The sequence below is a fragment of the Halobacillus sp. 12SKB genome (assembly GCF_052941655.1).
Genome location: NZ_JBRFWR010000001.1, coordinates 2,300,765 through 2,320,467 on the forward strand (window position 1 = coordinate 2,300,765; position 19,703 = coordinate 2,320,467).

General features: G+C 41.4%; 22 protein-coding genes and 2 tRNA genes. 21 read left to right on the top strand and 3 right to left on the bottom strand.

Translation table 11 applies throughout. The annotated features are described in order from the left end of the window. Positions 1–11: 11 nt before the first annotated feature. The 6 genes from ACQ4XT_RS11045 to ACQ4XT_RS11070 all read left to right on the top strand — a co-directional run bounded on the left by ACQ4XT_RS11045 (position 12) and on the right by ACQ4XT_RS11070 (position 3,582). On the top strand, positions 12–1,115 hold the full coding sequence (locus tag ACQ4XT_RS11045; protein ID WP_446853718.1) for a GerMN domain-containing protein: 1,104 nt from the start codon (positions 12–14) through the stop codon (positions 1,113–1,115). A gap of 140 nt (positions 1,116–1,255) precedes the next feature. After that, positions 1,256–2,014: a ribonuclease PH gene (rph, locus tag ACQ4XT_RS11050; protein ID WP_226591319.1), complete on the top strand. Its 759-nt coding sequence runs from the start codon at positions 1,256–1,258 to the stop codon at positions 2,012–2,014. Between the two features lies 1 nt (position 2,015). Then, a complete protein-coding gene (locus ACQ4XT_RS11055) occupies positions 2,016–2,609 on the top strand; it encodes an XTP/dITP diphosphatase (RefSeq protein ID WP_446853719.1) in 594 nt (197 codons plus the stop codon). Between the two features lie 14 nt (positions 2,610–2,623). Beyond that, on the top strand, positions 2,624–3,148 hold the full coding sequence (locus tag ACQ4XT_RS11060; protein ID WP_446853720.1) for a metallophosphoesterase: 525 nt from the start codon (positions 2,624–2,626) through the stop codon (positions 3,146–3,148). A gap of 112 nt (positions 3,149–3,260) precedes the next feature. Then, positions 3,261–3,334: transfer RNA gene (locus ACQ4XT_RS11065), tRNA-Gly, on the top strand. Between the two features lie 174 nt (positions 3,335–3,508). Next, a tRNA-Arg gene (locus tag ACQ4XT_RS11070) sits at positions 3,509–3,582 on the top strand. Positions 3,583–3,678: 96 nt separating this feature from the next. On the opposite strand, the gene ACQ4XT_RS11075 is transcribed toward ACQ4XT_RS11070, so the two are convergent. Then, positions 3,679–3,864 carry a Spo0E family sporulation regulatory protein-aspartic acid phosphatase gene (locus ACQ4XT_RS11075; protein WP_446853721.1) on the bottom strand — a complete coding sequence of 62 codons (186 nt, stop codon included), beginning with the start codon at positions 3,862–3,864 and terminating at the stop codon, positions 3,679–3,681. 313 nt (positions 3,865–4,177) lie between these two features. Between ACQ4XT_RS11075 and ACQ4XT_RS11080 the strand changes: the two genes are divergently transcribed. From ACQ4XT_RS11080 to essC, 10 genes are all read left to right on the top strand, one after another. After that, positions 4,178–4,471 (top strand): WXG100 family type VII secretion target, encoded by a 294-nt coding sequence (locus tag ACQ4XT_RS11080; protein WP_446853722.1) that lies wholly within the window; start codon positions 4,178–4,180, stop codon positions 4,469–4,471. Positions 4,472–4,583: 112 nt separating this feature from the next. After that, a complete protein-coding gene (locus tag ACQ4XT_RS11085; protein WP_446853723.1) occupies positions 4,584–4,940 on the top strand; it encodes a YwqH-like family protein in 357 nt (118 codons plus the stop codon). A gap of 21 nt (positions 4,941–4,961) precedes the next feature. Then, positions 4,962–5,237, top strand: coding sequence for a DUF5344 family protein (locus ACQ4XT_RS11090; RefSeq protein WP_446853724.1), 276 nt, complete (start codon positions 4,962–4,964; stop codon positions 5,235–5,237). Positions 5,238–5,247: 10 nt separating this feature from the next. After that, entirely contained in the window at positions 5,248–6,720 is a 1,473-nt protein-coding gene (locus ACQ4XT_RS11095; protein ID WP_446853725.1) for a ribonuclease YeeF family protein, read from the top strand. A gap of 22 nt (positions 6,721–6,742) precedes the next feature. Then, on the top strand, positions 6,743–7,045 hold the full coding sequence (locus ACQ4XT_RS11100) for a DUF4176 domain-containing protein (protein WP_446853726.1): 303 nt from the start codon (positions 6,743–6,745) through the stop codon (positions 7,043–7,045). A gap of 76 nt (positions 7,046–7,121) precedes the next feature. Then, the gene (locus ACQ4XT_RS11105) at positions 7,122–7,409 is read left to right on the top strand and encodes a hypothetical protein (RefSeq protein ID WP_446853727.1); all 288 of its coding nucleotides are present in this window, start codon (positions 7,122–7,124) and stop codon (positions 7,407–7,409) included. 27 nt (positions 7,410–7,436) lie between these two features. Then, the gene (locus ACQ4XT_RS11110) at positions 7,437–7,934 is read left to right on the top strand and encodes a hypothetical protein (RefSeq protein WP_446853728.1); all 498 of its coding nucleotides are present in this window, start codon (positions 7,437–7,439) and stop codon (positions 7,932–7,934) included. Positions 7,935–7,944: 10 nt separating this feature from the next. Continuing rightward, positions 7,945–8,184 carry an ESX secretion system protein YukD gene (gene yukD, locus ACQ4XT_RS11115; RefSeq protein WP_446853729.1) on the top strand — a complete coding sequence of 80 codons (240 nt, stop codon included), beginning with the start codon at positions 7,945–7,947 and terminating at the stop codon, positions 8,182–8,184. A gap of 21 nt (positions 8,185–8,205) precedes the next feature. Then, a complete protein-coding gene (essB, locus tag ACQ4XT_RS11120) occupies positions 8,206–9,420 on the top strand; it encodes a type VII secretion protein EssB (RefSeq protein WP_446853730.1) in 1,215 nt (404 codons plus the stop codon). 23 nt (positions 9,421–9,443) lie between these two features. Continuing rightward, complete coding sequence (gene essC, locus ACQ4XT_RS11125; RefSeq protein ID WP_446853731.1) at positions 9,444–13,916, top strand: type VII secretion protein EssC; 4,473 nt, start codon at positions 9,444–9,446, stop codon at positions 13,914–13,916. A gap of 71 nt (positions 13,917–13,987) precedes the next feature. Here essC and ACQ4XT_RS11130 read toward each other — a convergent pair whose 3' ends face one another. Then, a complete protein-coding gene (locus ACQ4XT_RS11130; protein ID WP_446853732.1) occupies positions 13,988–14,377 on the bottom strand; it encodes a thiol-disulfide oxidoreductase DCC family protein in 390 nt (129 codons plus the stop codon). A 75-nt stretch (positions 14,378–14,452) separates the two neighbouring features. Here ACQ4XT_RS11130 and ACQ4XT_RS11135 point away from each other — a divergent pair, with 75 nt between their 5' ends. Both ACQ4XT_RS11135 and ACQ4XT_RS11140 read left to right on the top strand, forming a co-directional pair. Continuing rightward, the gene (locus tag ACQ4XT_RS11135) at positions 14,453–14,662 is read left to right on the top strand and encodes a hypothetical protein (RefSeq protein ID WP_446853733.1); all 210 of its coding nucleotides are present in this window, start codon (positions 14,453–14,455) and stop codon (positions 14,660–14,662) included. 86 nt (positions 14,663–14,748) lie between these two features. After that, complete coding sequence (locus ACQ4XT_RS11140; protein WP_326315941.1) at positions 14,749–14,922, top strand: hypothetical protein; 174 nt, start codon at positions 14,749–14,751, stop codon at positions 14,920–14,922. A gap of 82 nt (positions 14,923–15,004) precedes the next feature. On the opposite strand, the gene sda is transcribed toward ACQ4XT_RS11140, so the two are convergent. Continuing rightward, on the bottom strand, positions 15,005–15,151 hold the full coding sequence (gene sda / locus ACQ4XT_RS11145; RefSeq protein WP_202412530.1) for a sporulation histidine kinase inhibitor Sda: 147 nt from the start codon (positions 15,149–15,151) through the stop codon (positions 15,005–15,007). Between the two features lie 353 nt (positions 15,152–15,504). On the opposite strand from sda, the gene ACQ4XT_RS11150 reads away from it, so the two are divergent. The 3 genes from ACQ4XT_RS11150 (at position 15,505) to clpX (ending at position 19,530) form a co-directional block, all read left to right on the top strand. Then, the gene (locus ACQ4XT_RS11150; protein WP_446853734.1) at positions 15,505–16,485 is read left to right on the top strand and encodes a tetratricopeptide repeat protein; all 981 of its coding nucleotides are present in this window, start codon (positions 15,505–15,507) and stop codon (positions 16,483–16,485) included. Between the two features lie 146 nt (positions 16,486–16,631). Further along, positions 16,632–17,918 carry a trigger factor gene (gene tig, locus ACQ4XT_RS11155; RefSeq protein ID WP_446853735.1) on the top strand — a complete coding sequence of 429 codons (1,287 nt, stop codon included), beginning with the start codon at positions 16,632–16,634 and terminating at the stop codon, positions 17,916–17,918. A gap of 334 nt (positions 17,919–18,252) precedes the next feature. Continuing rightward, positions 18,253–19,530, top strand: coding sequence for an ATP-dependent protease ATP-binding subunit ClpX (clpX, locus tag ACQ4XT_RS11160; protein ID WP_160915501.1), 1,278 nt, complete (start codon positions 18,253–18,255; stop codon positions 19,528–19,530). Positions 19,531–19,703: the final 173 nt, after the last annotated feature.

Sequence of the window (19,703 nt, forward strand, 5' to 3'; positions counted from 1 at the left end):
GAGGGAAAACTATGAAGAAATACGGCTACAAACCCTTCATGCTCGCGGTTTTATTGCTGTTGAGTACAGGGTTACTATCAGGCTGCCTTTTTGAAGGAGAACAATCATTAGAGAAAATGGATACACCTGAAGAGGCGGTTACAACAACGCCAGATCCGAGTAGTGATGAACCTCAACCTGAAGGAGAAGGTGAAAATACAGAAGGGGAAGAAGGCGAAGGAACAGAAGACGCACCTTCTTCAGCCACGGTCGCTCGCGAGGTGTATTTATTGGATGCGAACGGCATGGTTGCCCCGCAGACCCTAGAGCTGCCGGCATCAGAAGAGGTGGCAACACAGGCACTTGAGTATATGGTGAAAGATGGGCCTGTAACAAACTTGCTGCCAAATGGTTTTGAAGCGGTTCTTCCTGCTGGAACAGAAATTCTTGGAGTGAACGCCAAAGAGGATGGAACGCTTATTGTAGATGTATCAGAAGACTTCAAAAATTATGCGGCTGAAGATGAAGAGAAGATTTTACAAGCCATGACCTATACATTGACTCAGTTTGAAAATGTAAAACGGATTAAGCTTTGGATCAACGGTCACGAGCAGCAAGTGATGCCTGTCGACGGGACTCCAATTTCTAAAGGGGTTTCCCGTGCTGACGGGATCAACCACAGTGTAGGGAACAACACAGATATTATGAACAGTGAGGCGGTCACGGTTTATTTTCCTGCCCAAAATGGGGAACAGGTTTATCAAGTCCCTGTGACTACTCGTGTAGCAAAAGGAAGTGACGAATATACCGCAATGGTTCAGGCGTTACTTGAAGGCCCTGAACTTGGGAGTGCACTGATGAACCCATTCAATGAAGGGGCGCAATTGGTCAACTCTAAGCTTGAAAACGGGGTTCTGACTGTGTCCTTCAATGAGAACATCCTGACGAGTGTGGACGAGCAACCCTCCTTATCTGATGCTGCGTTGGCGAGTCTTGTTATGAGTCTTACTGATCAAGCGGACGTTGAATCCGTCGAGGTTCATGTCGATGGAACAGAACAAGTGTTCAATGAAGCGGGAGAGCCCTTGGCTGAGCCTGTTTCAAGACAGGATATTAATGGCGCAGAAGCCATGTAGTCACAAAAAATAATCATGAAGCGCTTCAAAAGTGAAAAGCTTTTGAAGCGCTTTTCCATTTGAGCTTTAACTACCTCACACATGTAATTTGTGTTAAGATGGGCAAGGATAATGGTGTAGGCAAAAGGAGGTCGTTACTGATGAGAAATGATCATCGGGAAGTCAACGAACTAAGAAAAGTAACAATTGAAACGGATTATGTAAAGCATCCAGAAGGGTCTGTGCTGATCAGCTTTGGAGATACGAAAGTCATTTGTAATGCCAGCGTAGAGGATCGTGTACCTCCTTTTTTACGTGGACAAGGAAAAGGTTGGATTACAGCTGAATATGCTATGCTGCCTCGTGCAACGGAACAAAGAAATATCCGTGAGTCATCAAAAGGGAAAGTTTCTGGGCGCACGATGGAAATCCAACGTTTAATCGGACGTTCCCTACGAGCGGTTGTAGATTTAGATAAAATCGGCGAGCGCACCATCTGGGTCGATTGTGATGTCATCCAGGCTGACGGAGGAACACGTACAGCTTCCATTACTGGAGCATTTGTCGCCGTCGTTATTGCTTTAGGCAAACTAGTGAACAAAAAAACCATTAAAGAGCTGCCGATTACAGATTTCTTGACTGCTATTTCTGTTGGTGTAATGCCTGGCGGGGATGAAGTTCTGGACCTTTGCTATGAAGAAGACAGCAAGGCACAAGTGGATATGAACGTCATCATGACTGGAAAAGGTGAATTTGTTGAATTGCAAGGTACTGGAGAAGAAGCTACATTTTCTATGCAGCAACTGCAAAAGATGTTGTCCCTCGCTGAGGAAGGCGTTACAGATCTAATCAAACTCCAGGGAGAAGCCATTGGAGAATGGTCAGACGTCATTCGTACAAAAGCGGAGGCGACTAAGTAAAATGAAGGAACTAATAGTGGCGACGAAGAACCCAGGTAAAGTGGATGAGTTCCGCCAGATGTTTTCCAAATACAATATTTCTGTGAAATCCTTGTTAGATATTGATCGTTCCATTGACATAGAAGAAACAGGATCGACATTTGAAGAGAATGCAGCCATTAAAGCAGAAGCTATGGCTGAGCATTTCGGAGTGCCTGTCGTGGCTGATGATTCAGGTTTGGAAGTCGATGCATTAAATGGTGAACCAGGTGTTTATTCCGCCCGCTATGCAGGAATAGAGAAAGATGACGGGAAAAATACAGAAAAACTCTTAAATGAGCTCCAAGATGTACCTGAAGAAAAACGTACAGCAAGGTTTGTGTGTGCCGTAGCGGTGGCAAGACCTGGTGAGAATACTTTTGTTAAAAGAGGAACATGTGAGGGCACGATCGCCAACGAACCTCAAGGTACAAATGGTTTCGGTTATGACCCTGTATTCATACCGGAAGGGTCTTCACGTACGATGGCTGAACACTCCTCTGAAGAGAAAAACGCAATCAGTCACCGTCACCACGCCATACAAAAAATCGAAGAGTGGTTGAAAACTCAAAGCTAATCGAGGTGAGTCGTATGCCGAAAGTTTTAATTGTGAGTGATACACACGGCTTAAAAAATGAAGTGATGGATATTAAGGCAAGACACCAGGAAGTCGATGCCATGATTCATTGTGGGGATTCTGAACTTGCTTTTGATTCCAAAGAGCTTGAAGGCTTCTCTTATGCAAAAGGGAACTGTGATTTCGAACCAGAAATGGAAGAAGAACAAACCCTGCAAGTAGGTGAAGTAATGTTCTTGGTGGTTCATGGTCATTTGCATCAAATCAAATCAACATTGATGCCCCTCTCTTACCGTGCAGAAGAAGTTGGTGCACAAGTTGCCTGCTTCGGCCATTCCCATATAGCAGGAGCAGAAAAAGTTGGCGACACTCTATTCATTAACCCAGGAAGTGCAAGGCTCCCGAGAGATCGGGAAGAGCCGACGTATGCAATTTTGGAATGGGAAGATGTAAGTGAAGTCCACTTGCAATTTTATCATGTGAACGGCGACCCTATGCCTGACTTATACATGACAACAGCACTTGCAGCGAAGAATTAATTTCTTTGCTGCAACCTGTTGACATTTTTCCGTATTCTTAATATAATAATTCTTGTCCGCTTCACAAGACATCAACAAAACTTGTTTTCTTATAAGCTAACTTTTTAACTACGCGGGTGTAGTTTAATGGTAAAACCTCAGCCTTCCAAGCTGATGACGAGGGTTCGATTCCCTTCACCCGCTCCATTACATATCTTAAACTTTAATAAGTATGACCCAGTAGCTCAGCTGGATAGAGCATGATCGAATATGCTTCGAAGCGATGCTACAACGTACCGATTTCAACACATCTTGAATCCACCCAGGAAATCGGGACAACAGCCGACAAAAGTTTGCGCATTCAATTTTATACTATTACATGTCCCAGTAGCTCAGCTGGATAGAGCAACAGCCTTCTAAGCTGTGGGTCGGGAGTTCGAATCTCTCCTGGGACGCTAAATGAAAAAACTGTTTCTTTTGCTAGAGCAAAGGAAACAGTTTTTTTGTGCTCTACATGCCTCTACATTCAAGAGGGAATGAACCATCCCCTTTCAGAGCATTAAAACGGACACAGCGATGATAAACGGTTTTTGACACAGCTTCCTAAACTTATTAAGCATAGCATCAAGTTCCTGAGATCTAATAAGAGCATGGGTATAATTTTGATCGATGAGGTAGGCTTGGTACATTTCTCTTCTCTTTTCTTCAATCTTATTCCTTAAACTTTCACAGTCCATAAAAATTCCCCTTTTCACATCATTCTACCTTTTTAATAGACCATAAGTAATCAATTAAAACCATTTTGGGAAAATGTCACAATATCGAGAATTTTTGTTTCTAAGGAAGAATTAGATGGAAAAGACCTATGAGTAATTACCCATTTAATTAATATATACAGAGTCTTTAGTCATGATTTAGAATTCAAGATGGTAGGAAAGTATTCTCCTCTATCTATCAAACTCAGGAGTATACTACTGAATCTATGAGAAAGATTGACTGGTAAAAATATCAAGGGTAATATGTAACCAAATTGGTTAGAGGAGTGAAATTGTGTCACAAAATATCCGCTTGACCCCAGATGAATTGAGAGAGTTTGCAAGACAGTACAATACAGAAAGTTCAAATGTCCAGGAGTTAGTTTCCCGTTTAGACGGAATGAGTGGTCAGCTTCAGGAAATCTGGGAAGGGGCCTCCAGTCAGGCGTTCGCTGCGCAATATCAAGAATTGCGTCCTGCCTTCGAAAGAATGAGCACACTGCTTGCAGAGGTTTCCCAGCAGTTGAATAGTACGGCTACTACCTTGGAAGACACTGATCAGCAAATTGCTGGTCAAATTCGAGGCTAATACATGAAGAAAGCACCTAAGCAGGTGCTTTCTTCCTTGTATTTCCCTTATATATTTTTATGGTATATAAGGGAAATACAAGGAAGAAGCAGGGGGCTTGGAGATAGTGCTAATGGAGTCGTTGTTTTACTACAATCAACTGTATGATCAAAAACAAGATGAGCTAAGGCGATTGAGAGAAGCAGCCTCACGCTTACAAGGGTTCAGAGAGGAACTCGCTAGGCAAAAGAAGGTGTGTATGGAACCTGAATTATCACCAGCGACTTGGTCTGGGCAATTGGCAGGGGAGTTTGAAAACATCCGAATGAATGGGCTGTTAACACAGTATCGTTCAATTGAAGGGGAACAATTGATGAATGCACTGGATGCCATACAGTCAAAAATCAGCGGGTTACAGTTCGATTTGTATCACTATAATCAAAAGATTACGTCACTAAGATATGAAATGACGCTAGCTGAGAAGAAATAGATTGGAAAGGTGTGTAGAATAGTGAGTCAGGAAATTAAAATAAGATGGAGTGAAGTGGAACAGTCCATTTCTCAAATGCAAACAGCGACACAATCTTTTTCCTCCCCTTCAATAAAAACAATAAGTGAACCATGTAATCTGGAGGTTGTAAACCAATTGAATGACTTGAACGCTGAGCTTAAACTGTTGGCTGAAAGCTATAAAAGCCTCCTATTAAATAATGAATCTGCTACCTTACGATCTGTTGAAACTTTCGTTCAAACTGATGAAGTGGCAGCCGGGTTCATGAAGAAGTGAGTGAAGCGGGATGAAAACATTACAAGTGAATCAACTGCAAAACGGAATAGAAGAAACGCTTGTTGAACTATCTGAGGTGAAGGCCTCTTTTTCAACAATTGAAGAAGCTGTTCGTAATTTCATACAGCTTGATGCTTTTGAGGGGCAGGGAGGTTCTTCCATTCGTTCTTTTTACCAGGACTGCCATCAGCCCTTTTTGTCTTACATCAAAACCTTCCTTACGAATTATGAATCAACATTGAAACAAATGCTTTCTTCCTTGCACCACTTAGAACCAGCCGATCAAGGATACCTGGATCAGGCCTTTATGGAAGGTGAGGTCCAACAAGGGCTGAGGCATGTAAAACAAACGACTACCTCTTTGACGGAGGAAGCGAACAGCATCCTTTCAAGTGTTAAAGATATTGTTTCCGTGCCTCATTTGGATGCAAGCGGGGTATATGAGGAAGTACGGCGAGGAGAAAGATATGTAAATGAAACGATTGAGAAGTTGAATGAGTTTGATAATCAACAGGTTTCAAGTATGCAACCCATACAAATGGATATGGATTGGATGAAAAATTTTGTTTCTATTATTCAATCGAAATTCATGTCTGGTACTCTTTCTGTTTCTAATTACCAGGATCATCAATTGTCGGATCTAAAAGCTTATCACCCTGTTTTTACCTCAATGAGCAGCCAGGGTTATTCTTTGATCGTTCCATCATATCTAATCAAACAGCAATCTTTATACAAGGGATTCAATCATTGGACAGGTCGTAACTCGCTCTACACGTTCAATCGATTAGAATATTTGCAAAGAACAGGAACTTCTTCAGTTGCTGCAAGCGACGAATCTAGTAAGGAGAGCGTATCCAAACCTTATGAGTTTATGCTGGGAGAAAGTTCAGAAGTCAGTGACAGCTTTTCAGTAGGATCAGGATTTGGAAAGGCCAAACATGACTGGGAGGGCCTTGATGGCTTTCAAACAGATGATCAAATTGGAGGTTCCAGTCAATTCACTGGGCTTTTCGCAGGAGGAAAATGGGATACAGATCTTATGGATGGAAACTTTACTCAGGATATTCTTAAGCTTGAAGGACAGGCAAGTGTGGGAGGGAAATCTGTTGCTCCGCTTGCTAAAGCCCAGGCTACAGGAATCTCCTGGTCTGTAAGGAATCAAATTGACAGAGATATTAAATATGTTGGAGATTACTTTGGAGGATGGGGAAGCGAAGCAAAAGCTTCCATTGGTGATGCGAAAGCATTTGCCGGTGTAGAGAATTTCTCAGTTGGAATTGGTGCAACAGCAGCTGTAGCTGAAGGAGAAGTCTCTACGATTTTCGGAATTCCTTTCACTGATTTTAATACTAAGGTGACTGTAGGTGCATCCGCAGGTTCAATTGGTGGGAAAGCTAAAATCGGTAAAGATACATTAGTAGATTTACGCTTACTTTTTGGTGCTAAAATAGGACTGAGTTTTGAAAAAGAACAACCAAAATGATAGTTAGACAGGGGTGAAAGCTTTGGATAATCAAATCACTTCTTTGAAAATAAAAAAAGGTGAACATTTGCTTCCGGTTGGGACTGTCGTAATCGTGGAGTTTATTAATCAAGCGGTTATGATTTATGGAAGGAAACAAGAGCAACTCAGTGAAGAGGGTAACAAATTGTGGGACTACGTAGCTTGTCCTTATCCTCAAGGCCATATTTCTGAAGAGAGTAATGTGTTCTTCAACCATAAACAGATTCGGGAGATTATTTATAGAGGGTTAGAAACAGAGGGAGAGCTTGAGTTAAGGGAAAAACTGGAGGAAACCCAAAAATAAAGAGTGTTCTAATGGATATTTAAACTTTCCGCATTAACAAAGGGTGTAGATGATGATCAGATTTTTTATTGAACCATTGAAACAATCATGGAGTGAGTGCAAGGAGTGCTGGATTAGAAGTAAAAAAGAACCTAAAATAGCCAAGGCTAAATTTATAGGCCTTACTTACTTTAATGCAATTTTTATCGTAGGTTATAGTTTGGCGCTTTGTGCAAGCTTGTATGCGTTAATAGGGGGAATAGTGATTCATCCCTATGGTTTTCTAGCCTTAGCATCTGTCCTGCCATTTGTTATCATTGCAGTATTTTTCAGAATGAAATATTATCCTAAATTTAGAGAGTACTATCTTAAGAATGTTTCATAATAAATCTTAAACAATGGCGGTGACAGCATGATAAAAAAAACAATAGCACTCCTATCTATTATATTCTTATTGGGTGGATGTTCTTTATTCCAATCAGACTTCCAAAAAAGTTTTGTAGAATATGTCAACGAAGACTTGGAGCCGGTCGGGAAACTAGAAGCGGAAGCTATTACAAAATTGGAAAGTGTGTGGGGGGAAAACTATACGGATGATGCCACACTAAGCAGCGCGCTTGAAGAAGAGATTATTCCAACATATACAGAAGCGGTTCAAGAACTTAAATCCATTGATCCAGAACCGGAAGAGCTGAAGGAACTGCATCAGCAGTACATTAGTGGCGCAGAGTCCCAGTTATCCGGATTTGAAACAGCATTGGAAGCAATTAAAGTCCAGGATGCTTCCATGATTGAGGAAGCCAATCAACTGGTCATGCAGGGACAGGCAGAAATTGATGATTATAAGCAAAATATGCAAGACCTCTCTAAGGAACATGACATCGATTACGCGGTAGAGGGGCTTGAGTAAGGGGTTTCCTATGTATATTCAAGTAACGATTGATCTGAAAAACTACAATCAGGGAACGCTTGACCTTCGACTCTCCAATCATTCATCTCTGCATACGCTTATCGATCTTGCATGGCAGGTGGCTAGTGTCGAACTCCCTCCTCCTGATGGGAGTTGGGTGCGGATTTTAAACAAACATAAAGTATGTACTGGTTCTTCAACTATGGAGGAACATGGGATAACCTCTGGAGACCGGATTGAAATATTGTAATTGTAAAAGGGGAAGTTTGTGATGAGTGAGGTTCAGAATTCTTATTTTCGTCAGGTAACGGGCGCAGAACTCATGCAAGATGGGCATTTATCCACTGTCATTTATCAGAAAGCCCGTCTCAAAATGCAGGATGAGTTGGAAATTCAGGTTTTACATGATATCGATTTCAGCCTGAGTAAAAAAATTGACGTGGGCGAGGATGAAATCTCCCTGACTATGGAATGGCCCAAGTCTTTCATTCCCTATACGCAATTAAAGCAAAAGGCAGAATATTCACGGTGGATTTTTGCCCATCAGTTAATCAAAATAGTGGAACAACATAAGTTTACCCGGCTGAATCTAGTCATCTGCCCTGAAAACATATGGATCGATTCCGCCATGACTCCTCACTTTCTTCATTATGGAGTGAATGAAAGTATCCCCCCCTATGATAATGAAAAGGAACGTGTGATAGAAGAGACCAAGGCTGCCGTTGCGGCGGCCATTGATCTTTCTGAGAGCTATATTTATTACCTTAAGTTTAGAGACACTATGAACGTTAGTGAAGATGTGAAGGAAATCCTTTTAGCGAATGATTTAGATGAATTAAAAGGGATGGTTACCCGTAGGATTCAAGAGGTTGAAAATATGGAAAACAAGCTCGTGAAGGAACCTGAACATAAGTGGAAACAACGTAGAAACGTATTGAGAGGAAGTGTTCTGACCTTTCTGCCGGTCTTTGCCTTGGTCATCTATGCGTTCTTCTTTATACAGCCGAAGCAGGAGGCCTATTTAGAGAGCAGTGAACGGTTTATGGAAGATCAGTATGAAGAGGTGATAGATGTTCTCTCCCCTTATGAGGTAGAAGCATTGACAACAATGACAAGGTACCAGCTGGCTGCAGCTTACGTAGAGGATGTGTCATTATCCGAAGAACAAAAGGAGAACATACGGAAAACGATCACACTTGAAGCAGAACCTGAGTACTTGGATTATTGGATTCATATCGGAAGAGGGCAAAACGAAAAAGCTGTCAATCTAGCTAAAATTTCTGAGAATCCTGACCTTATTCTTTTAGCCTTGTATAAGCTTCAACAGGAAGTGAAGGAAGAGAATGGGTTATCTGCGGAGGAAAAAGAACAAAAATTGGAGAGCGTGCAGCAGGAAATCGAGAAATACGAAAAAGAGCAAGAAGAAGCTGCAAAAGAATCAGATCAGCCGCAGAGTGAGGGCCGGGAAAGTGATGGCAATGGATGATTTAATGGAGGAGAGGTGGCTCTATGTCTCAGCTTTACACTTTTTTTAACGATCAATATACTGTTACGGATATAGAGAATCCTGAGCGTTTTCATTTAACTGTGGGAAATAATCCGACGAAAGATATTTATTTGCCTTCTCTTTCATTTGAAAAAGGTCCTCTGGAGATTTTGAAGGAAGGTGGTCATTCGGATGTTGAGGTCTTCCAGTGCGGCCAAAGGATTTACAATTTCAAGGCAGACGAGCAAATGGAGGTTGACGTAGGTTCGATCTCGCTTACTTTCATATATAAAAATAAACCGAATAAGGAAGAAACCTTTTACATAGGAGGAAAAAAGGAAATCACCGTCGGACCAAGCTCTTCCTCTACCATTCATAATTGTTTTGATTCCTCAGGTGACATGGGGAGGGATGCAACATTATTCATGATTGGTGAAGATTGGTATCTATCGCCTGGTGAGGAAAAGCATGTCTTTAAAAATGGAAGGAAAATCATCGGGAAGACAAAAGTTCAAGCGGGAGATCTATTATTTCTATCCTGGATCACTCTGGTGCTGAAGGATACCGATCTGTTACAGGTTAGTGGTCAGGAAACGTTTGAGACTACGTTGACCCACACTGCCCTTCCGACTTCAGAGATGGAAAAGCAATACCCTAATTTCAGACGTACCCCTAGGATGATGTATGACTTACCGGAGGAAAAGGTCACCTTCTCGTTTCCGAGTCAGGAAAGTGATGATCATGGGCGATCATTATGGATGATCATCCTCCCTCCCCTTGTCATGCTAATTGTCCTAGGGGCTGTTGCGTTTCTCATCCCAAGAGGAATTTTCATTATCATTTCAGTAATGATGTTTGCCACCACACTGATTACCTCTACACTTCAGTATTTTAGAGAAAAAAGAAGGAAGAGAAATCGAGAAGAGAAGAGGAACCGTGTGTACACCAGGTACTTAAAAGAGAAGCGGGAAGAGCTCCAGAACTTAAGAGAGCGCCAAGGCGAGGTACTTCATTATCATTATCCATCGTTTGAAACCATGAAAACCTACACGACACACCTCAATGAGCGGCTTTGGGAGCGGACTGTGGACAGTAGAGATTTTCTAGCAGTACGGATAGGAAAGGCAATCCTCCCCTCGAGCTTTGAGGTGTCTCTTAATACGGGTGATTTAGCGAATCGGGAAATTGATCATCTGGTTGAGAAATCACAGGAAATGGTCAATGTCTATCAAACGGTAGAAAATGTGCCTTTATCTATTGATCTACACTCGCCATTAGGTCTGGTAGGGAAGAAAACGGTTGTGCAAAAAGAGATTCACCAATTGATCGGCCAACTTTCTTTTTTTCACAGCTATCATGATTTACGCATCATTACTATTTTTGATGAGGATGATTATGAGGATTGGAAATGGATGAGATGGCTTCCTCATATTCAACTTCCCCATTCATTTGCTAAAGGGATGATCTACAACGAGAAAACGAGGGATCAGCTATTATCTTCCATTTATGCCACGATCAGAGACCGTGACTTAGATGACCGGAAAGGGAAGAAAGCTTTTTCTCCCCATCTTTTATTTGTCGTCGAAAACCAAAGGCTGGTTTCTGATCATGTAATTATGGAGTATTTAGAAAAGGACCTAAAGGATCTTGGGGTATCTGTGATTTTTGCAAAAGAAAGAAAAGAGATGCTCTCCGATCATATCGACACACTCATTCAATATATAAGTGATAAAGAAGGAGAGATCCTGATTAAGGATGGAAAAGCCATCCACAAAGCTTTTGGCTTGGATCTGCACCAAACGGATGATAACGAAAATTACGCACGAAAGCTGTATTCTTTGAATCATCTGACTGGTGTGAACAATTCTATTCCCGATGTTGTTACTTTTCTTGACCTTTTTGATAAAGGAGCGGATGAACTTCCGATAGAAGAGAATTGGCGAAATAACCAGTCCTCCCGATCGCTTGCTGCTCCCATTGGTTTGAAAGGGAAAGAAGATCTTGTTGAGCTGAACCTCCATGAGAAAGCTCATGGACCTCATGGACTTCTGGCTGGTACAACCGGGTCAGGAAAAAGTGAATTGTTACAAACCTATATATTATCACTTGCTGTTCACTATCATCCGCATGAGGTTGCCTTTTTATTGATTGACTATAAAGGAGGAGGGATGGCGCAGCCATTTGAAGACATCCCTCACCTATTAGGAACAATCACCAATATCCATGAAAGCGAAAACTTCAGTACTCGGGCGTTAGCTTCAATAAATAGTGAATTAAAGCGGAGGCAGACGCTATTTGACCGATACAAAGTCAATCATATCAATGATTACACACGATTATATAAACAAAAAACAGCCGACGAACCCATGCCTCATCTGTTTATTATTTCAGATGAGTTTGCGGAACTGAAAAATGAAGAGCCGGAATTCATTTCGGAACTTGTGAGTACCGCGCGTATTGGAAGGAGCTTGGGGGTTCACTTGATCCTTGCGACGCAGAAACCCGGGGGCATCATTGATGATCAGATTTGGAGCAACTCCAGGTTTCGTATCGCTTTAAAAGTACAGGATGCAACAGATAGTAAAGAAATTTTGAAGAATAGTGATGCCCAAGATCTGCAGACGACAGGTCGGGGGTATTTACAAGTAGGAAACAATGAGGTCTATGAATTATTTCAGTCTGCATGGAGCGGGGCTCCTTATCATTCCTCTGCATTCGAAGGAGAGAATGATGTTTCCCTTGTGACAGATTTAGGGCTCGTTCCCGTTTCCGAAGTGGCTCATTCATCAGAAAAACTTCAGTCTCCTGAAGTAACGGAAATAACAGCTACCGTTGCAGAGATTTGTAAGACGCAGGAACGGATGAACATTAAGCGTTTACCAAGTCCATGGCTACCCCCTCTTCCTGAGAGGATTATGAATCAGGAACAACCATTTTCAAGGAATGGGGAATTTGCCATCGGGTTAAAGGATGAACCTGAACAACAAAGGCAGGAACCTTACCTTTATAAATTTGGCAAGGACGGAAATATTGGGATTTTCGGTTCATCAGGCTATGGGAAGACGACAACAGCCTTAACTCTGTTGTTTGATTTCGCTTACGCTTACAGCCCTCAGGAACTACATTATTATGTGTTCGATTTTGGGAATAGTTCATTATTATCGTTAAAGCAACTTTCCCATACAGCCGATTATTTCAGATATGACGACCGTAGGAAAATCGAAAAATTCATGACCATAATGAAAGAAGAGATGAAACGACGGAAGCAGTTGTTCCTGGATGCAGAAGTCAGTACAATTGCTCTCTATAATCAAAAGAACGACGGATGCCTTCCTTATATTACGATCGTGATTGATAATTTTGATCTGGTCAAAGAGGAGTTCAATGAACTCGAAAATCATTTTATTCAGTTTGCCAGGGACGGGCAGACGCTGGGGATCTTTATGATTTTCACTGCTACTCGAATCAATTCGATCCGTCAGCCTTTAATGAATAATTTAAAAACAAAAATCATCCATTACTTAATGGATGCCTCTGAAAAATTTGCATTAATCGGCCGAACCCCTTATGAGATTGAACCTATCCCAGGACGGGCGATGATCCAGAAAAATGAGTCATACTTAGCTCAAATTTACCTCCCTGCTGACGGGGTAGATGATTTGGCTATTCTGGATGACGTGAAAAGGAAGGTGGAAGAAGTGGAGGCTATGTACAAACATGTCCCAAGTCCACCTCCGATTCCAATGCTTCCTAAATCCTTGGATTATCATTTGTTTAAACAACAATATGGTCAAAGTCAGAAAGAGGGCCAGGTTGCCATCGGTCTTGACGAAGAATATGTAGAGTCTGTAGAGATAGACTTGGATGTCCATTGTTTGATAACTGGTCAAGCAAGAAGTGGGAAAACAACTGTCCTGCGTGTACTCCTGGAGCAAATAAGCGATCATGCTTTTGAAGAGATCGCTGTTCTTGATGGAATGGATCGCGGGCTATCCTCGTATCGCCATGACCCAGCTATTTCTTATTTGGAAACAAAAGAGGAGATCAGCGCCTGGATTGCTTCTATGAAAGAGCTTCTCAGTGCTCGCGAAGCCTTTTTCGCAGAGGGAGAAGAATCAAGTAGTGGGGAGAGGGAAGGAATCCTCCTGGTGATAGACAGCCTATCACGGTTAAACCAAATCATTGATGCAGGTTTACAGGGGCAGCTAGCGGATTTAATGAAACGCTATGGATATTTAGGATTTAAAGTGGTCGCAGCGGGAAACATTAGTGATTTTACGAAAGGGTTCGATTCATTTTCTAATGAGCTTAAACAAATTCGTCAGGCGGTCTTACTTATGAAAAAATCCGATCAAAGCTTGTTCACATTGCCATTTACTAGAAACGAAGCACAAATACAACCAGGTTTTGGTTATTATGTATGGAATGGCAGAGAAACAAAGATTAAAATACCGACTCTAGATGAGAACGAAAAAGCGAAGCATGTCAGCTTTTAGCCTGCCCTTTTTCTAAAGAATACTAAAAGAGCGTCCACCTACTTGTGGACGCTTTTTTCTTTTGAAAGAGTTCATAAGAAACGCTTCCTAATTTCTGGTGAAGGCAGTTGGCAGGCCTCTTGTTTACCGAACCACTTATAACGATTATTTGAAAGGGTCATGTATGCCCAATCCCTAATCTGTTTAGGGACTAAGATGAAAACAAATCCAAATTTCCAAAAACCTTTCAAGCTTTTACTTATTCTTAACGCAGCCGTGGATTGAAGGTAAGCCTTGGAATCTTCAATGAGGACTAGGCTGTCCACTTCTTTAGGAATATCAAATTGCCGCATGAACGATCCTCCAACTTCACTTTGTTGAGAAGCGAATTTGAAACGTCCTTCTGGATCTCTCTTAATAATAAACTGCACACTTTGATTGCAAAAATTGCATTCCCCGTCAAACAGAATGATCCGTTGCATATTCCATCACCTCTATAAACATTTTACCATGTTTAACGCCATACATTTTTAAAGGTTAGCTTTGAGGTGGGGCACATGTCACGTATTCTTCATACGCTATGGTGTAGAGGAGTGATTCATTTGATAGCCTTCACTTACATCCTGATTGGTCTGTTTTTCTGTTTTCAACAAGAAGAACCTGTAAACCAGAGTAGAGAAGAGAAGTCCATATACATGTTCGTCTTATTAGGGTGGATCATTCTTTGGCCGCTATTCTTAATCCGTTTGCTATTTAAAGGTAAATAAAGGATAGAGAAGATGGTTTTAACTCACATACGTGATCCTTCTCCAGGAAACAATACAAATGGCTATAAAGCCAAGCGATTTGAGGAGTGATCAGGATGGAGAAGAAGAATGTTCAGTGGTTGCCGATTGTCGCTTCAATCGGAATCGGTGCTGCCACCTACAGCATGATGACTGGTCAGGCAGGGCAGTTGCAGAATGTTATCCCGAGTATTGCTAAAATGTCCGGGCAACGACAGAGCAACCCAACCTCTAATCAATAAAAGAAAGGGTGTGCTGTTCAGCACACCCTTTCTAAATTCCTCTATAAAAACGTTCTCGTCATGGAGAGCGTTCGATGTCGATTCATGTAAGTTGGAGATTTCCTTTAGGCAATTCCATAGATCGCTTATCAATCTCTTTCGTCAATAAGTGGACGAATTCATCATCTAATTGAAGTTTCACGGATTCTATGTACGTTTCCAGCAATGTTTGATCATCTAGCAATGACAAAACGATACATCTCCTTAAAATTTAATAATTCGGTGAAATTTTATTCACATTCACTTATTTTAGCAAAAAAAACAAAATCATCATGAGTATAAAGTCCTGTTTTGCGCTAATATCAAACATTTTCAGATGTTATAGGAGGATAAAGTTTTCGATTAATTGAAGGAATTGTCGCTCCTTGTATTTCCTTAACGGATCATGACGTACAGAAAACGGATTGCAGACCTAGAAGTGTATTCTTTGTGTTTATTGTGAATATACTTTAGTATATCCTAATAAGCTGAATGAATAGAGGTTTGAAATACAAACGATAAGGATAGAATGAGGGAAGTATAAACTCTAGGGAAGGGTGTCTTATGGAAAATAAAAACGGGAACTTAGTAATGTTCCCAAAATGGAAAACCACTCTGCAACGAGTAGGACTGGAAGCGTTAAAGGAAAAAAGGTATAAAGATGCTTCAGAAGCCTTGGAGCCACTTGTGGAGTATGGCGTTGCAAATGCGGATGTCATCACGGGACTTCTGATGAGTTGGATCGAACTTGGATTGTTCGATGAAGCCGAAGAATTATGTCAAAAGCAAATGAAGGAAGATTACGAACAGTACTATCATTATTTACATATCTATATCACCATCTTATTTCAAAGCAATCAGTATGAAGAAATCATTAATCTTTTGGAAGAAGTGTTTGAATCAGAGGACATCCCTCATCAAAGTCGTACTCAACTCTGGCAGATGTTTGAGGTAAGCCGGAAACTTCTCGAGGATCGTCATAAAGAAGAAGGTACGAAATACTTTGATGAATTTAAACAGGCCATGGATTCCGATGATATACATAAGCAATGGCAAGCGGTTGACCAATTAAAAAAACAATCACCTGACCTTTTTGCGGAGGACTTCCAACGTGTATTAGTGAACGAAAAGGTCCACCCGATTATTAAATCTTCCATTTTAGAATGGTTTAGGGACACAGGTTGGAGTGAAGAGTTGACGATTAAGAAATTTGGGCAGGTATCCACCGTTGTCCCCTCGGAATTAACACAGCTTCATTCTGATTACATCATTAAACAGATTCAGATGAGACTCGGGCAAATTGAACAAAACAACCCGACGATGTACGAGATGATTAATCGTCTTTTATATCATTATTGCTATGTGCGTTATCCAATATTCCCCAATGAAAAGGAAGTCCCGATTCTTGTCGAAGCCCTTAAACAATTAGGGCATGAATATTTACAGCTTCCCATGCATGAGAATGATGAATTGGAACACGTGCAGAAATACAAATCTGAAATCGAACTATGTGAACAGCATTATGTATTGATCGTAGGGGAATAAATGAACAGCTCACGGCTTGAAAGGCTGTAGGATTATGTTATAATGTAGTGGTTGCAAACGAGATTCGTATGTAAAAAGAGTCATAGAATCATCAGATCATCGTCTTCGGACGAAAATGAATGAATAGATGTTGGAGGGAATTTTTTATGTCAGCAAAATGGGAAAAGCAAGAAGGCAATCAGGGGACTTTGACAGTAGAAGTACCTGCAAGTGAGTTCGACAAAGCACTTGACCAAGCCTTCAAAAAAGTAGTTCAACAGGTACAAGTACCTGGTTTCCGTAAAGGTAAAGTACCTCGTAAACTTTTCGAACAGCGCTTCGGAGTGGAGTCTCTTTATCAGGATGCCCTTGATATCGTTCTTCCGCAAGCTTATACAGAAGCTGTTGAAGAAACAGGAATCGAACCTGTTGATCGTCCAGAAGTAGACGTAAAACAAATCGAAAAAGGGCAGGACCTTGTATTCACAGCTGAAGTTACTGTGAAGCCTGAAGTTAAGCTTGGCGACTACAAAGGTCTTGTTGTAGAAGAGCAGGATACTGAAGTATCAGATGAAGATGTTGAAAGCGAACTGAAGCAAATGCAAGAGCGTCAAGCTGAGCTAGTTGTTAAAGAAGATGCAGCTGTTGAAAATGGCGACACAGTCGTTATGGATTTCGAAGGTTTCGTTGATGGTGAAGCATTCGAAGGTGGACAGGCAGACAACTACTCGCTGGAAATTGGTTCTGGCTCCTTCATCCCAGGTTTTGAAGAACAGCTGGTTGGTAAGAAAGCAGGAGAAGAAACAGACGTTGAAGTGACTTTCCCTGAAGAATACCATGCAGAAGATCTAGCTGGTAAATCGGCTACTTTCAAAGTTAAAATTCATGAAGTAAAAGGAAAAGAACTTCCTGAGCTTGATGATGAGTTCGCGAAAGATGTCGACGAAGAAGTCGAGTCTCTTGAAGAACTGAAGACAAAAACTCGTGAGCGCCTGGAAGAGCAGAAGAAAACAGACGCTGAAAACAGCAAGCGTGACACGCTTGTGACGCAAGCTTCTGAAAATGCAGAAGTTGAAATTCCTGACGCTATGGTAGACACAGAGCTTGACCGTATGGTTCAAGAATTCGAACAACGTCTACAAATGCAAGGGATGACGAAAGACATGTACTTCCAATTCACTGGTCAAGACGAAGATGCCCTTCGTGAGCAGATGAAAGAAGATGCAGCGAAGCGTGTGAAGACGAACTTGACTCTTGAAGCGATCGCAGAGGCAGAAAATGTCGAAGCTTCTGAAGAAGATGTGAATGCTGAACTTGAGAACATGGCTTCCATGTACCAAACAGACGTTGCTCAACTGACGCAAATGCTTGGCGGGAATACAGACATGATTAAAGAAGATCTTAAAGTCCGCAAAGCCATTGACGTTCTAGTTGCAAATTCTAAAGCTGAATAATAAACTAAGAAGACAAGGTGCAGGATCGTACCTTGTCTTCTCATATATTTCTATATTTTAGAGTATAGAGGTAGAGATTAATGGGGAAGATAGTTGATACTTCTCCAACTGTTTACATACAATAGTACTGGTGCTCCATCGTTTGACTTATCTGCAGTTGAATTACATAATGAGGATGGTGCAGGAAAAGTTGCGCACACCTCTGAAAAGGTATTGCTTTTTTGTTTGAAGTTAATCTGATATGATGGGCAAAAGAAGTGAAGTGGAAACGTAAGCGTCGTATCATGAAACTTCAGTCGCAACGATTGCGTCATTATAATAAGGGGTGAAACGAATGTTTAAATTTAACGATGAAAAAGGACAGTTGAAATGTTCTTTCTGCGGTAAAAGTCAGGAACAAGTCCGTAAACTCGTAGCAGGACCTGGCGTATATATATGTGATGAATGTATTGAACTTTGTACGGAAATCGTCGAAGAAGAGCTGGGTAATGAAGAAGAAGTGGAATTCAAAGAGGTACCGAAACCTCAAGAAATCCGCGAAATCCTCAGTGATTATGTCATTGGTCAGGATCAAGCTAAAAAGAACCTGTCCGTAGCGGTTTATAACCACTACAAACGTATCAATGCAGGTGTTAAAAATGATGATGTAGAACTTGCGAAAAGTAACATCCTCATGCTTGGACCTACAGGTAGCGGTAAAACCCTACTTGCTCAAACCCTGGCACGGATTCTGAATGTGCCATTTGCTATTGCTGATGCTACTTCCTTAACAGAAGCTGGTTACGTTGGCGAAGACGTTGAAAACATCCTGTTAAAGTTGATTCAAGCAGCAGACTATGATGTGGAAAAAGCAGAAAAAGGCATCATTTATATTGATGAAATCGATAAAGTGGCTCGTAAATCAGAAAACCCTTCCATCACGAGAGATGTGTCTGGTGAAGGAGTGCAGCAAGCGCTTCTGAAAATCCTTGAAGGAACTCAGGCGAGTGTGCCTCCACAAGGTGGGCGTAAACATCCTCATCAAGAGTTCATCCAAATTGATACAACCAATGTATTGTTTATCGTTGGGGGAGCCTTTGATGGAATCGACCAGATCATTAAGCGTCGTCTAGGACGTAAAGTGATTGGCTTCGGTTCTGAACAAGCAGCTGATGAAGCTGAGAAGAAAGAATTGCTTACAAAAGTGCTTCCAGAAGACTTGTTAAGCTATGGTTTGATTCCAGAATTCATCGGTCGTCTTCCGGTCATCGGCAGCCTCGAGCAGCTTGATGAAGATGCGCTTGTAGAAATCCTAACAAAACCGAAGAATGCGCTTGTGAAGCAGTATCAAAAACTATTCCAAATCGACCATGTTGAGTTGGAAATGGAAGAAGATGCGCTTCGGGAAATCGCACGCTTAGCAATAGAACGTAAGACAGGGGCTCGTGGATTGCGCTCGATCATTGAAGGAATCATGCTGGATGTCATGTATGAACTTCCTTCCCGTGATGACATTGAGAAATGTATCATTACGAAAGAGACAGTCACTGCTAAAAATGGACGTCCTAAACTGGTTTTGACTGACGGCACTGTTGAAGATGATAATAAACAATCTCCTAAAGAGAGTGCGTAAATCTTAAGGAATAAATCCAAGAAGCCGTGCTACGAACATGATGTAGCACGGCTTCTGTTTTATAAAATTGACAGATGGCTACATAAGCATGAAAGGCTGGTTTCTGTTCATAATAAAGTATTAGAGGAGTGAGCCCCTTGACAGTAGTTGGTTAGGGGATTTCGGTGATGGCA